Source organism: Heliorestis acidaminivorans (assembly GCF_008933955.1).
Classification (GTDB): Bacteria; Bacillota; Desulfitobacteriia; order Heliobacteriales; family Heliobacteriaceae; genus Heliorestis; species Heliorestis acidaminivorans.
The window spans coordinates 57727-71881 of the sequence record NZ_WBXO01000006.1 but is presented as its reverse complement, the minus strand read 5'-3'; the positions used below and the strand labels follow the sequence as shown (position 1 = coordinate 71881).

The window sequence follows — 14155 nt, the reverse complement described above, 5'->3', positions numbered from 1 at the left end:
AACGTAAGAATATAACCAAAAATTTAAGGATAGGTTATGAGCAACAAAGATAAGAATGTAACAATTTCAGAAAAGCAAAGAATCAACTGTCTACGCTGTGAGCACTTTTATATTACTTGGGAGCCTAAGTTTCCTCGCGGCTGTAAATTGCTCAACTTCAAAACTCGTTCTATGCCCAGTCTCGTTGTCTTTCAGAGTTGTGGTCATCCTTGTGATGGCTTTCGAGAAAAGAAGAAGCTATAGAGCTTCAAAAGAATCCAAAAATTTTCTTGATAAAGTTCAAAAAAGTACTTGCAAAAGAATAGACCTCATGATACACTCTAACTAGGCAATATCCTTACAGTTTAGAGAGAAACAAAAAGGAGCGTAGAAAAGCATCGACAGGTAAAGGTTGGTTCAAGGTTGTTTACAAGATTCTTATTCCGGTTCAATACCTGTCAGGCACTGTCAAGTTGTTATCAAGTAGTCTAGGTTCTTATCAAATTGTCAGTGGTTAAAAGATGTTTACCTCCCCAATCGGTGTTTCGAATCTCAAATTGGTGATTCTGTTGTCTATTTATCATGGTACGTCAGTCCATCTCGTTGTTTTTTCTGGTAGTTAAGGGTTGTTTGTTGAATCCTTCGCTTAGGTAGATTGTAAGGTCTATGTAGGAACTAGGAACTGTAGGGATGGTTGCTTCAGAGAGAAGGCTTTTATTTTAGCCTTCTCTTTTTGTTTTTCCTTGCTCTTACTGCTGTCATGATTTATTCTATTGAGTGAGCGTAAATCAAGGTATATAAAAAGTTTACACGTAAAGATTTTTATATTCTATACAGGAGGATCTTCATGGCACAAGAAGTGAGACGCATTTATGTAGAAAAGAAAAAAGGATTTGATGTAGAAGCTCGAAGCCTCTATGCCGATTTGAAAGAGAACCTTGCCATGCAAGGTCTAACAAATGTACGTATTGTTCAGCGCTATGATATTGCTGGAATGACTGATGATGAATACATGGAGGCTCGGAATACTATTTTTTCAGAGCCCACAGTAGATCAAGTTTACGATGAAACCTATCCTTTAGCAGATGAACAAAAAGTTTTTGCTTGGGAGTATTTGCCTGGTCAGTATGATCAAAGAGCAGATTCAGCGGCTCAATCGGTACAGCTATTGACACAGAAAGATAGACCAGATATTCAAACGGCCCGTCTAATCGTACTCGAAGGCTCTATTACAACAGAAGAAATTGATAAGATTAAGTCATATATTATTAACCCTGTAGAAGCAAGAGAAGCAATACTAGAAAAACCTCAGGCCTTATCTGTAAAAACAGAAGTTCCTGCTGATGTAGAGATTTTGCATGGCTTTATCGATAAGTCAGAAGATGAACTACAAGCTTGGATGAATCAAACTGGCTTGGCTATGAATTTAGAAGATCTGATCTTTTGTCAGACTTATTTCCGTGATGTAGAGAAACGTAATCCAAGCATTACTGAGATCAAGGTGATTGACACTTATTGGTCAGATCATTGTCGTCATACTACTTTTTTAACTAGAATTGAAGGTGTTGAGATTGAGGCTGGCTCTTTCACAAGGCCTATACGCAAAGCTTATGAAGAATATATTCAATCACGGACCTTTGTCTATGGAGATAAAGTAGCAGAACGAGATCAGTGCTTAATGGATATTGCCGTGCTGGCTATGAAAGAATTGCGCAAAAAAGGTCTTCTTGAAGATCTAGATGTGTCTGATGAGATTAATGCTTGTAGTATTGTAGTTCCTGTAGATAGAGACGGCGAGACTGAAGAATGGCTAATCATGTTCAAAAACGAAACTCACAATCACCCTACAGAAATTGAACCTTTTGGTGGTGCCGCTACTTGTCTGGGTGGAGCCATTCGCGACCCTCTATCAGGACGTTCTTACGTTTATCAGGCCATGCGTGTAACAGGTAGTGGCGATCCTCGTCAAAAAATTGAAGATACGCTACCTGGAAAGCTACCACAGCGCAAAATTACTATCGGCGCGGCGGCAGGCTACAGCTCCTATGGTAACCAGATTGGCTTAGCTACAGGACAAGTAGCTGAAGTCTACGATGAAGGCTTTGTTGCTAAAAGAATGGAAATTGGTGCTGTTATTGCGGCGGCCCCTAAAGCTAATGTAGTACGTAAAAAGCCTGTTGCTGGTGATGTGATTGTACTTGTCGGTGGTCGTACTGGTCGTGATGGTTGTGGTGGTGCTACAGGTTCTTCTAAAGAGCATACGGAAGATTCTCTCTTTACTTGTGGTGCTGAAGTGCAGAAAGGTAATCCTCCTACAGAACGTAAGATTCAGCGCCTTTTCCGCAATCAGCAAGTTAGTCAAATGATCAAAAAATGTAATGATTTTGGTGCAGGCGGTGTCTCCGTTGCTATTGGAGAGCTTACAGAAGGTCTCCATATCAACTTAGATGCTGTACCTCGTAAGTATGAAGGTCTCGATGGAACAGAGCTGGCAATTTCGGAGTCGCAGGAGCGCATGGCTGTTGTCATAGCGCCAGAAAATGTTGAGGCTTTTCAGCTTTTTGCGAGAGAAGAAAATGTGGAAGCTACTGTTGTAGCTACTGTTACAGATGAAAGAAGATTAAAGATGTTCTGGCGTGGACAAGCCATTGTCGACGTAAGTCGTGATTTTCTAGATACGAACGGCGTTCAACAAAAGACTACCGTAACAGTATCAGCGCCAGAAGAGAGTGCAAACTATTTCCAAACCCTTCCTAGTCAAGTTGAAAAAGCATTGCCTGATGTAAAAGAAGCCTGGCTTGCTAATCTAGAAGACTTAAACGTCTGTAGTCAAAAAGGTCTGGTAGAACGATTTGACAGCACTATTGGAGCGGCATCTGTTTTGCTTCCTTTTGGTGGAGTCAATCAAAGCACACCTGCCGAAGGCATGGTAGCAAAAGTACCTGTTCTCAACGGAGAAACGAAGACAGCAACAGCTATGACTTATGGCTATGATCCTAAGCTGGCATCTTGGAGTCCTTTTCATGGTGCTCTCTATGCCGTTGTAGAAGCTGTAGCTAAGATTGTTGCTCTAGGCGGCGACTACCGGAAAGTTCGTTTAACTTTACAAGAATACTTTGAAAAGCTTGGTCAAGATTCTGTAAAATGGGGTAAGCCTTTTAGTGCTCTCTTAGGCGCTCATTACGTTCAAAAAGCCCTAAAAATTCCTGCTATTGGAGGCAAAGACAGCATGTCCGGTACATTCAAAGACTTGCATGTACCACCAACCCTAGTCGCTTTTGCCGTCAATGTTCTCCAGTCAGATAAAGTAGTTTCGCAAGAATTTAAGCAGAGTGGCAGTCAAGTTGTACTTCTTCCCCTGACTAGAGATGCACAAGAAGTTCCTTCTTTTGAGCAACTAGATAAGAACTATGGGAAAGTTTATGAATTAGTTCAAAAAGGTCAAGTACTTGCCGCTCAAACTGTTCGCTTTGGTGGTTTGGCTGGGACTATTAGCAAAATGGCTTTTGGTAACAGTATTGGTATGGCTTTTCAAAACAAAGTCGATGCAAGTCCTCTTTTCTCTCCAGAATACGGCTCTATAATTTTAGAAATACCTGCTGAAGTAGATTTAGCGGAAGCTTTTGACACTGTTTCTTATGAACTGTTAGGTAAGACAACTGTAGAACCTATTATTGCTGTCAATGGCTATGCTATTTCCCTTAGCGAAGGGCAGGAAAGATGGGAAAAACCGCTCGAAAAAATCTTCCCCAGCAAAGCAGATGCAGTTGGCTCGGCTCAGGAAATTTGCTTTGACGCATCTTCCATAGGAGCAACTAGAAAAGTCAAGAGTTCTCTTAGCTTAGTAAAACCAAGAGTCTTTATTCCTGTCTTTCCAGGCACTAATTGTGAATATGATACAGCTAAAGCTTTTGAAAAGGCAGGGGCTCAGTCTGACTTACTTGTCGTAAGAAATTTGACAGCTCTTGATGTAGAAGAGTCTATTGACGCCATGGTTAAAGCAATAGAAAAAGCACAGATGATAGTTATTCCTGGTGGCTTTAGTGCTGGTGATGAGCCTGAAGGATCTGGAAAATTCATCGCCACTTTCTTCCGCAATCCTCGTGTCAAAGAAGCTGTTACTAAGCTTTTAGAAGAGCGTGATGGCTTAATGTTGGGGATTTGTAATGGATTCCAAGCTCTTATTAAGTTAGGTCTTGTTCCTTACGGTGAGATCCGTGAGATTACAGAAGATAGCCCTACCTTAACTTTTAATAACATTGGACGACACATCTCTTCGATGGTGCGCACGAAAGTAGTTTCTAATCTCTCTCCTTGGTTTAATGAAGTTGATCTAGGAGATATTCACTCCATTGCTATGTCTCATGGTGAAGGTCGTTTTGTGGCTAAAGATCAAGTCTTAAATGACTTGATAGCAAAAGGTCAGATTGCTACACAATATGTAGATCAAGTTGGCAAACCTAGTATGGATATGCCTTATAATCCTAACGGCTCTGTATGTGCCATTGAAGGTATCACAAGCCCTGATGGACGTATCTTAGGGAAAATGGGTCACTCAGAACGTATCGGTAATGATGTGGCTATCAATATTCCTGGTGAGAAAGATCAAAAGATCTTCCAATCAGGTGTTAACTACTTTAAGTAAGTTAAGATTTTATATAATAAAGAAAGGTGTCTGCACAGACAATTAGTTTGTGCAGACACCTTTTTATTTGACATCATTACCAAAAAATACCTTGAAATTTTCTTACTAACCTAGTATCATAACATGGACTGGGATTCATCTCCCGTAATTTTACTTCCAAATGGTTTAGTAAAGCTTTTTAACAGAAATCCAGTCAAAGAGAAATAAAGTGGAGGGATCTGAGAAAGTGAAGAAATGGATGATAACAACATTGGTGACAGCAACTATCTTTACAGTAGGTGTAGTGTCTGCCAGTGCAGTAAGTCCTGTCAAAGTTTTGGTCAACGGTCAAGAGATTAATTCTGATGTTCCAGCTCAAATTGTAGATGGTCGTACATTAGTACCTGTACGAGCTATTTCAGAAGCTTTACAAGCTGATGTAGAGTGGGATGAGACAACATCAACAGCTTACATAAGTACAGAAGGTGCTGAAGAAAAAGCCAAAGAAAAATTTCAAGCAGAACTTCGCAGAGAATGGCGACAAGATTTTTCTCAATGGCAACGTCTTTCCAGTGCTACCTTTGTGGAAATCCTTGAGCAGTTAGAAGAGTTAGAAGATCTTACCATAACTGAAAAGCAAGAAGCTTTAGAAGAAATTCTACAAAAAATTGATGAAGAAATCCTAGCTCAAGCGTCTACTTATCGCATACCACCAAGACATAGCAAAGTGAATTACGATTTCCTAGAAGGTGTACTTCAAGTGCGTTCAGGAAGTGCTTTGCTTCAATTGGCTACGGAAGAAATGAAGCAAAAAAATGACGGAGCGGCCAAAGCACTCACTGCTGCTGCAGAAGATTTTTTTGAACAAATAGCAAAAACGAATCGATTTGTCAACATGGACTGTATGGAGTGTCATACTCCGCCAGGACAAGCTCAAGCAGTTCAGCCAGTGCTTCCTGAAGAAGTTCCAAGCGACTTATTGGAATTAGAAGTGCAACAAGAACAAGAATAGTAAGTATATAAGGGAGTCTATCGTGAACCGACTTGTCGGTTAGCGATAGACTTTTTTTATTGTCAACTAATTACTATATAAACTCTAAGAGGTGGGTAAGGCTATTCTTCTCTTTGATAGTAGGGGCGAAAAAGTCGCCTTTTTGACTGACTCGTTCGCTTACTGTCTTGATGGAAAAGCTACTTGGTTTTACTTTGCTTGTTACTTCGCTCCAATGTAGGGGTGTTGAAACGGGAGCGCCCCTTAGAGGACGGGGGCTGTAGACGGAAGCTAGAGTTTTTCCTTGACCGATTTGCCAGCAGTCTAGATAGAGAGAATTTCCTCGTTCTTTGATGGACCGCTTTAAGGTGACCCGACGATCAACCTTTTCGATAAATTGAGCTAAGACAATAGCACAGTCCCGAACGGTTTTATAATCATAGATAGGCCTTAGGGGTACATAAATGTGTAAGCCCGAACGACCTGATGTTTTGGGATAAGAAGTGAGTCCAAAGCTGTCGAGAGCTTCTTTGACAAGCAAGGCCACTTCTACAACGGTACTAAATGATTGACTTTCATGAGGATCAAGATCGAAGACCATATAAGTAGGATGATTAAGCCTACCTATCTGAGATAGCCAAGGATGAAGTTCGATAGTGCCGAGATTAATTACCCAGAGTAAGTCCATCCAATCTCTTATTAGGCAATAGGAAATGGGAGAGCCTCTATGTTGAGATGGAATGGCCACAGCAGTTAGCCACTCTGGGCGAAAAGAAGGACTTTCTTTTTGATAAAAAGATTTTCCCTGAATACCATCGGGGTAGCGAACCATAACAATAGGTCGATCTTTAAGATGAGGAAGTAGGTAAGGGGCTATTTGTAAGTAATAGTCTAATAGATCGCCTTTGGTAAAGCCTTCATCAGGCCAAAAGATTTTATCCAAATTGGTAAGACGCAGACTTTGGTCACCATTACGCACTTCTAGGGTTCTATAATCTTGAGCAGTGATGGATGGCGTAGGCGAAGATCTTTGGTCCATTCTAGATACTGTATTAGCACTTGATAAGAAGGTTTTACTTTGTAGTAGCCTTGTTTTTTTATTTGGGATGTTTTTTCTTGAATTTGATGGGGATGCAGTCGGTCGTACCACTGTTTTGCCTCCTTTTGGGAGATACCTGATCCGACTTTTCCAATGTATTGCCGTGTATCATTTCCTTGTTCTACCCCTAGAGCAAGGGCGGCAACTTGTCCTTGCACAGAACTGGTAAAGCCAATAATCCAACAAGAGATTTGACGAAAATTTTTTACCTTACGCCAACTTCTTGCTTTTTTACCTGGTATATAAGGACTATTACGATCTTTTCCTACCATGCCTTCTAGATTGAGCGTTTCAACCTGTTGATAAAAGGCATGACCTTTCTCCGGCACGGAAGAAGTTAAAAGAATATGGTCAGAAGGAATTAGTTCTTCATTAAGCTTTGCTAAGCGCTTTTCTAAAGGATAAGTCATAAAAGACTCATCTTGCCACTGTAGTAGATCAAAGACCATGTACAAGGCAGGCAAGGTTCTTAAAGCTTCTTCGATAGTAAAATTACTCTGAGCTCGAAATCTTTTCATTACTAGAGGAAAGCTTGGTAGACCTTTTTCGTCGAGAACAATAAGCTCGCCATCAACTATTGCTTGAATGCCTGGTGAAAAAAATTTTGCCTTTGCGATCTCAGGAAACTGAGCTGTAAGAGACGTTCCCTTACGACTTCGTAGAATTATATGGTCCTTTTCTATATAAGCGAGACAGCGAATACCGTCCCATTTAATTTGAAAAAGAAAATCAGGATGGTCAAAAGGTTTGCAGAATTGCTGTGGTTCCATAGGTAGAAGAATGGTCATGATGTTTTTTTACGGGAGACGGTGCTTTTTCCAGCTTTCTCTTTTTTAGCTGTTTTTTTCTGTTCTTCTTTTGCTTGATTTAGGCTTACTTTCAAAGCTTCCATGAGATCGACAACTTTGCCTTTGGGTGCGGCAGTAGTAGTTGGTATTTCGGCCACTGCTTCACCTTGTACTTTCTCTTGTAACCATTGTTGAAGCTTTTCGTTATATTCGTTTTGCCATTGTTGTGGGTCAAAGGGCTCTGTTAAGCTTTCAATAAGCTGAACAGCCATTTTTTGCTCTTTATCTGATATTTCCAGTCCCTGCCCTAATAGACCTAGGCCTTCTATAGAACGAATCTCTTCTGGGAAAAGCATAATGTGCATGGCCAAAGCATCGCCGTATATTCGAAGAGCGGCTATCGTTTCCTTAGAGCGTAAGATAACCTTGGCTAAAGCTAGACGATTAGTTTCTTGAAGAGCTCGATGCAGGAGAGCATAAGCTTTTTCTCCTTGTTGATCTGGTGCTAAATAATAGGTTTTGACAAAATAGATGGGATCAATTTCTGCAAGATGAACAAATGATTGAATATCGATACTGCGGCTACCTTCTGGCTCTAAAGCTGAGAGATCTTCCTCTGTAACAATGACAAACCGTCCTTTGGTATATTCAAAGCCTTTAACAATCTCTTCGGATTCTACTTCTCGATCGCAATGGGAGCAACGCTTCTGATATTGAATGGGGCGGTTACATTCTTTGTGCAGAAGACGAAAACGTATATCCTTATCTTCCGTAGCTGCAAATAGCTTAATGGGAATATGAACAAGTCCAAAGCTAACAGCACCTTTCCAAAGACTGCGCATTTGCGCACCTCCTATAGTAGTTGATATCAGTGGAATTAGTTAGTTGATAGAAGAAAAATAAAACAAATAAATACATAAGTTTTAATTTAATTTTAATTTGTGAAAAAATGGGTGGAGAAGGAAGGGAAAGTAAAAAAACCGTCGAAATAGTTTGCAATAAAGAAAATATTGGGATAGGAGGGAAGGTTTTGGAGAATAGAAAACGCATCTATTATCTAGCAGGTGCTCTTGTAGTAGCTCTTATTATAGGTATGTTGTTACAAGGAAGTCGTTTTTACTCGACTGAACGTGTAATAAAAGTTCCTCAAGATGCCCATGCGCAAAGTACTCAAAGTCCACATGATGGATCTAACTCTGTTACTGAGCAAGCACTTATTGAAGTATCTACCATTTTTATTCATGTAACAGGTGCTGTTCACAATCCCGGTGTTTATCGTCTTGCAGAAGGAAGTAGAATGGAAGATGCTTTACAGCAAGCCAAGCCTCTAGAAGATGCTGATATAGAAGTCTTAAACCGAGCTTCATTACTCATTGATGGGCAAAAAGTTGTTGTACCCTTTCAAAATGCCGCTGGAGCAACAGAGAGCCACCTGCTTCTAGCCACTAGTCTTGTCAATCAAGGTAGTGCTATTTCCGGAAATGGCCTTGTTAATATCAATCGCGCCGAAAGCAGAGAGCTAGAACAATTACCGGGCATCGGCCCTGCTACAGCACAAAAAATAATTGACTATCGAGCCTCGCAAGGACCTTTTCGTAAAGTCGAAGATCTACAGAAAGTGCCTGGTATTGGCGCTAAGAAGTTTGCTGATGTTAAGGACAAGATAGCTGTAGTTGATTAGACATATTTTCCTACGTACTTCCCCAAAGAAGATCAAGAAAAAGCTTGGTCTTCTTTTTCTTTTTTAAACTTACATATACCAATTTCTTAATGATTAGCAACTATTACCCTGTCTTTCAATTAATTTTGCATGGATCTAACTCACTATATGCAGTAGGATCAGGTATGTACCATTTCTAAGTTGTCAATGATGTAAAGTCATTGTGCAAGTGATGAAGCGGTTTTTTTATTCTTCTTTTTATTATTCAAGGAAAGGTGGAGAAGATTTTGACACGTAAACTGACAATTGCAGCTATGGCAGTATTCTTGCTTTTAGCTATGAGTATTTCTATGGTCTTTGCTACAAGCGAAGTTTCAACTGGCTTGGCCATGGTTGAAAGAGGTGCTTATCTACGGACAGAGCCAAAGCTGAACGCAACGCGAATTCAGCTTGTACCGAAAGGCGAAACTCTTGTTGTTTTAGAGCAAGCTAATCAGTACTGGCAGAAAGTGCAAACACAGAATGGTCGAATTGGTTACATTACCACCAATCCTACCTATGTAAAATCTATTCCTAGTAATGTTAATGCAACGCTTCAGCTTGAGCGTTCTCTCAAGAGAGGCGATCGTGGTGATGATGTTGTAGAAGTGCAAATGCGACTGTCTAAACTTGGTTTTTACAGTGGTCGCGTCGATGGTGACTTCGGACCGATGACCCATCGAGCCGTAGAGAGCTTTCAAAGAGAACATCGTCTGGTTGTAGATGGTGTTGTAGGACCTCAGACGACAAGAAAACTGAATGAATTGTTGGCAGGAGATGCTCAGTCTACAGTGACGACTACAGCGCCTGCTACAGCACCAGCGCCTGCTAATAATGGTACAGCACCGACTTCTACAGGTACTGAAGCTACACCAACTGGACAAGCTTCTGTTACCACCAAAACCTTAGGCAAGGGAACTTCTTGGGAAACAGAGATGTATGTCATCAAAGGAGTCAAAGAAGGTCCTACGGTGATGATTGTTGGTGGTGTTCATGGTAACGAGCCCGCTGGTTTCCGAGCGGCTCGTCAAGTAAAAGACTGGAAGATTGAAAATGGTACGCTAATTGTAATTCCTGATGCTAACAAAGTAGGTATTAACAATAATCGTAGAAATTCTTCTTTTGGTGACTTGAATAGAGCTTTCCCACAGAGCAATGGAGCCAATGGAAGCGATGCTTTATCTAGAGCTATCTGGGCTGAGTACCAGAATTACAAGCCCCAATACGTTCTTGATCTGCACGAAGGTTATGATTACAACGTGCAGAATAAGAATTCTGTAGGACAAACGATTATCTATCATCCATCTGGTCAGATGCAAAGCTTTGCTAACAAACTGACTAGCGAACTGAACAAAGGTTTACCAGCTTCTAAGCGTTTTAACGTTCTGCGCAATCCTGTTGGCGGTAGTCTTGCTCGCGCCGCTGGTCTGCACGGTTCAGAAGCTGCTATTTTTGAGACTTGCACCAAAGATCCTATTAATACAAGAGTTCAGTATCAGATCAAAGCTGTAGAAATGTTCTTTGATCATGCTGGTATGAAGCGTCAATAATTTTGGCACTGACTTTACCGATAGAGGTTAATGAACAAAGTTAGAGACTAACGAAGCAAGTGTCGTGCTACGGAAACAGTGGGACAAGCAAAAACCCCTGAAGTTCTCCAATTAAATTGGAGCTTCGGGGGTTTTTGGTATGCTCTATTATTACTTTGCATCGCCTTCTTGAAAGGTCTTAGTGCAGTTATCATGCTTCATGACCACCGATTTTTTTGGCTCTATCTCTAGCTACACCTGCTGTTGTCAAGGAAGAGCCACGTAGTATAGCTGTAGAACCAAAGCGCGCTCGCAGATCATCGATGGCTCGATGTAAGCGATCTTGCTGATCCCAATCTACAAACAGTTCTTGCTGAAGGGTATGATCATCAACGAGGTTGTCAATGCCTACAGAGAGCGAGCGGACGGGTAGGCCATTCCAGTGACGGTGAAAAAGCAGTTGCACACGGCTAAAGACTTGCTCAGAGAGGTTGGAGGGAGCAGGGAGGCTCGATTGACGATGAAAGCCTCGCCTGAGGTCGTAAGAGCGCAAAGAGACCGTAATAGTTCGTCCTGCTTTTTGGAGACGGCGAGCACGGCTGCAGACTTGATCGGTCAGTTCGAGTAAAACTGTTTCAATCTCTTCTCGTCGATAATAGTCTTTAGGTAAGGTGATAGAATGACCGATTCCTTTAGGTTTTTCAAGAGAATGGGCTGATACGGGGGAATGATCTCGTCCCCAGGCCAGATGGTGATAAATTTCTCCCCGTAGACCAAAACGTTTAGTTAGATAGTGCAGAGGATAGTGGGCTAGATCTCCAATCGTCATTAGTCCCATATTACGAAAATGACTTTCCATCCGCGAGCCTACCATAAACATTTTCCTCAGGGGAAGGGGATGGAGCTTCTTGGCTATGTCTTCTGCTTTCCAGAAGGCTATACCTTGAGGGTTTTTCTTAGCTTCAATGTCGCAAGCCATTTTAGCCAGAAATTTGTTATGACTAATGCCAATAGAACAAGGTATTTTCAGCTCTTCGCGGAGACGATGGCGAAAAAGACGAGCTACTTCTTCCGCTGAAGGCCAGATTTCTTCTGTACCAGCAGTATCAATAAAAAGCTCATCGACGCTGTAGGGCTCTACTAAAGGAGAAAAAGTGCGAGCAATCTGCTGAATCTTCCAAGAGATTTCTAAATATAAAGCCATGCGAGGCTGTACGCATTGGGCCTCAGGACAAAGCGCTAAGGCTTCACCGACGGTCATAGCTGTCTTAATGCCATAAGCCTTAGCTTCCTTAGAAGCGGCTAAGATAATGCCATGACGACGCTCAGGGTCACCACAGACGAGTACTGCCTTGCCCTGCAGTGCAGGGTTTTGGGATGCTTCTACGCTAGCATAGAAGGAGTTCATATCGGCTAACAAGATAGTGTCATGATTAGTTCTTTCTTTCATATTTCTTGAACACCTACAATCGCGGCAATTGGAATTGAGAAGGAAGTGCCCTCACTTTCAAGACGGAGAAAGCCAGGCCGCTGACCTAAGCTTAAGGGATGAGCTTTCAGAGTTTTTATTTTTTCTTTTTCTTTTATGATCAAGGTAATGAGAGCTTTTTGGGCTACGGCAGTTTCAATAATCTTTTGGATTTCTTCTAAGTATTCTTGTGTAGGGCAAGGTATGCAGGTATCGCTAAGACTTTCTTCGCCCATAGTTTCGATAGAGCCTGCTCGGTGTTCTGGGAGGATCATTCGAGAGCCTTGCCATAGTCGGTTCTCGCCAAAAAAAGCACGACTGCGCTGACGCATAAAGAACCTCCTTTCGCAGAACATATTTTCTAAGAAGCACAGTTCTATTATATGGCTTATCTTTCTGTTTGTCATGATGGTAAATAAAAGAAAAAAGAAAACCTTTTCAAAAGCTGAAAAGGTTTTCTTATTAAAAGGTTGTTTTTGGTTGTTTTTATTAGATTGTTTTTCCTTTTAATCAGAGTTAGAAGAGTCTTTCTGGAGGTGTTTTTCTAACTCTTGCAACCACTGCTTGATCGATTTCTCGCGACCTTGTTCGGTCGGCTTGTAGAAGCGTCGACCTTCTAGTTCTGCAGGGAGGTAGCTCTGTTTTATATAACCTCCGTAGTCGTGGGGGTAGTGATAGCCTTGCCCGCTTTGAAGTACTTGGGAAGCAAGAGCATGGGAGGTGTCTGCTAGATGTCGTGGAATTTGGAATCCTTTGCTTTCCCGCACAGCCGCTCTGGCTTCGTAAATTGCTACTTTGGCGCTGTTACTTTTGGGGGCACAGGCTAAGTAGATAGTTGCTTGTGATAAGGGGATTTGTCCCTCTGGCAGTCCTACCATTTTTACTGCTTCTGCTGTAGATTGGGCGAGGACGAGAGCCATAGGGTCGGCTAGACCTATATCTTCAGCGGCATGGATAATTAGTCTGCGAGCTATATAGAGCGGATCTTCACCAGCTTCTAACATAAGAGCAAGCCAGAAGAGAGCCGCGTCGGGGTCAGAACCGCGAATGCTTTTGATGTAGGCAGAGATGGTATCGTAATGGCCGCTTCCTTTTTTATCGTAGTAAGTAGCCATTTTCCCAGTAATCTCCATTATGTGCTGAGCTGTAATTTTTTCGGTCTTATCGTGAACAGTCATTACCATATCTAAAAGTGTCAAAGCTGCACGACCATCTCCTTTGGCGGCTCTGACGATAAGCTCTAAAGCTTCTTCTGTTAATTTTTCTTCTGATAGACCTAGGCCTCTTTCGGTGTCGGTGAGCGCTTTAAGAAGTAATCTCCTCATATCAGCTTCGCTTAAAGGGTAGAGCATGTAGACTCGTAGGCGGGAAATGAGAGCGGCATTAACTTCGTAGAGAGGATTTTCTGTCGTTGCTCCGATTAAGATAAGGGTTCCGTCTTCAATAGCTGGTAGCAAAAGATCTTGCTGGGCTTTGTTAAAACGATGAATCTCATCGACAAATAAAATGGTGCGCTCCTGATAATATCCTAAGCGTTCTGATGCTTCTTGAATGGTCTTTTTAATTTCTGCTGAGTTACTACTGACGGCAGAAAGGGTAACGAAGTAACTTTTGGTACTATGAGCAATTAGTCGAGCTAAGGTTGTTTTTCCAGTACCAGGTGGACCATAGAGGATAAAAGAATGAAGCTTGTCTTCTTCAATCATTTTTCTTAAGGATGATTTGGGCCCCACTAGATGAGCTTGTCCTACAACTTCATCTAAGTCACGAGGCCTCATTCGATAAGCCAGAGGTCCTTCGATATTTTTGTGCTCTTCCCGTTGATAAGAAAAGAGATCCATATGTATGCCGTCCCTTTCTTATGATCTTTCTGTAATCATTCTATCACTATAAAGCAAGCTATTAATATAATGCAAGCTTGAGAAAGCTCTTCGCGGCTCTTTAGGCAGAGTCATCATGAGCCTCTAGAGCTATACTG

General features: G+C 41.6%; 11 protein-coding genes. 5 read left to right on the top strand and 6 right to left on the bottom strand.

The window, feature by feature from the left end:
* Positions 1-36 precede the first annotated feature (36 nt).
* The 3 genes from F9B85_RS09105 (at position 37) to F9B85_RS09095 (ending at position 5615) form a co-directional block, all read left to right on the top strand.
* Positions 37-243 carry a uracil-DNA glycosylase gene (locus F9B85_RS09105; RefSeq protein ID WP_151620137.1) on the top strand — a complete coding sequence of 69 codons (207 nt, stop codon included), beginning with the start codon at positions 37-39 and terminating at the stop codon, positions 241-243.
* Positions 244-826: 583 nt separating this feature from the next.
* Positions 827-4624 carry a phosphoribosylformylglycinamidine synthase gene (locus F9B85_RS09100; protein ID WP_151620134.1) on the top strand — a complete coding sequence of 1266 codons (3798 nt, stop codon included), beginning with the start codon at positions 827-829 and terminating at the stop codon, positions 4622-4624.
* A gap of 226 nt (positions 4625-4850) precedes the next feature.
* Positions 4851-5615, top strand: a complete 765-nt coding sequence (locus tag F9B85_RS09095) for a copper amine oxidase N-terminal domain-containing protein (protein WP_243138132.1) — start codon at positions 4851-4853, stop codon at positions 5613-5615.
* A gap of 73 nt (positions 5616-5688) precedes the next feature.
* Here the strand turns inward: F9B85_RS09095 and ligD (F9B85_RS09090) are convergent, their stop codons facing one another.
* From ligD (F9B85_RS09090) to ku, 3 genes are read right to left on the bottom strand one after another with little or no spacing between them, the layout of a single operon-like run.
* Complete coding sequence (ligD, locus tag F9B85_RS09090) at positions 5689-6633, bottom strand: non-homologous end-joining DNA ligase (RefSeq protein WP_151620132.1); 945 nt, start codon at positions 6631-6633, stop codon at positions 5689-5691.
* On the bottom strand, positions 6576-7481 hold the full coding sequence (gene ligD, locus F9B85_RS09085; RefSeq protein ID WP_151620130.1) for a non-homologous end-joining DNA ligase: 906 nt from the start codon (positions 7479-7481) through the stop codon (positions 6576-6578). Before ligD (F9B85_RS09085) ends, ligD (F9B85_RS09090) begins: the two co-directional genes overlap by 58 nt.
* Positions 7478-8323, bottom strand: a complete 846-nt coding sequence (gene ku / locus F9B85_RS09080) for a non-homologous end joining protein Ku (RefSeq protein WP_151620128.1) — start codon at positions 8321-8323, stop codon at positions 7478-7480. The genes ligD (F9B85_RS09085) and ku overlap by 4 nt, the downstream gene beginning before the upstream one ends.
* A gap of 188 nt (positions 8324-8511) precedes the next feature.
* Here ku and F9B85_RS09075 point away from each other — a divergent pair, with 188 nt between their 5' ends.
* The gene (locus F9B85_RS09075) at positions 8512-9162 is read left to right on the top strand and encodes a helix-hairpin-helix domain-containing protein (protein WP_170270364.1); all 651 of its coding nucleotides are present in this window, start codon (positions 8512-8514) and stop codon (positions 9160-9162) included.
* A 266-nt stretch (positions 9163-9428) separates the two neighbouring features.
* A complete protein-coding gene (locus tag F9B85_RS09070; protein ID WP_151620124.1) occupies positions 9429-10730 on the top strand; it encodes a peptidoglycan-binding protein in 1302 nt (433 codons plus the stop codon).
* A gap of 190 nt (positions 10731-10920) precedes the next feature.
* Here F9B85_RS09070 and F9B85_RS09065 read toward each other — a convergent pair whose 3' ends face one another.
* The 3 genes from F9B85_RS09065 to F9B85_RS09055 form a co-directional block, all read right to left on the bottom strand.
* Positions 10921-12159, bottom strand: coding sequence for a DNA polymerase IV (locus tag F9B85_RS09065; RefSeq protein WP_151620122.1), 1239 nt, complete (start codon positions 12157-12159; stop codon positions 10921-10923).
* Positions 12156-12509, bottom strand: coding sequence for a restriction endonuclease subunit S domain-containing protein (locus F9B85_RS09060; RefSeq protein WP_151620120.1), 354 nt, complete (start codon positions 12507-12509; stop codon positions 12156-12158). Before F9B85_RS09060 ends, F9B85_RS09065 begins: the two co-directional genes overlap by 4 nt.
* Positions 12510-12683: 174 nt before the next feature.
* Positions 12684-14018 (bottom strand): replication-associated recombination protein A, encoded by a 1335-nt coding sequence (locus F9B85_RS09055; RefSeq protein WP_151620118.1) that lies wholly within the window; start codon positions 14016-14018, stop codon positions 12684-12686.
* Positions 14019-14155 lie beyond the last annotated feature (137 nt).

Coding starts and splice junctions, on each gene's coding strand:
- F9B85_RS09105 (WP_151620137.1), top strand. CDS start 37: ATGAGCAACAAAGATAAGAATGTAACAATTTCAGAAAAGCAAAGAATC.
- F9B85_RS09100 (WP_151620134.1), top strand. CDS start 827: ATGGCACAAGAAGTGAGACGCATTTATGTAGAAAAGAAAAAAGGATTT.
- ligD (WP_151620132.1), bottom strand. CDS start 6,633: ATGGACCAAAGATCTTCGCCTACGCCATCCATCACTGCTCAAGATTAT.
- ligD (WP_151620130.1), bottom strand. CDS start 7,481: ATGACCATTCTTCTACCTATGGAACCACAGCAATTCTGCAAACCTTTT.
- ku (WP_151620128.1), bottom strand. CDS start 8,323: ATGCGCAGTCTTTGGAAAGGTGCTGTTAGCTTTGGACTTGTTCATATT.
- F9B85_RS09065 (WP_151620122.1), bottom strand. CDS start 12,159: ATGAAAGAAAGAACTAATCATGACACTATCTTGTTAGCCGATATGAAC.
- F9B85_RS09060 (WP_151620120.1), bottom strand. CDS start 12,509: ATGCGTCAGCGCAGTCGTGCTTTTTTTGGCGAGAACCGACTATGGCAA.
- F9B85_RS09055 (WP_151620118.1), bottom strand. CDS start 14,018: ATGGATCTCTTTTCTTATCAACGGGAAGAGCACAAAAATATCGAAGGA.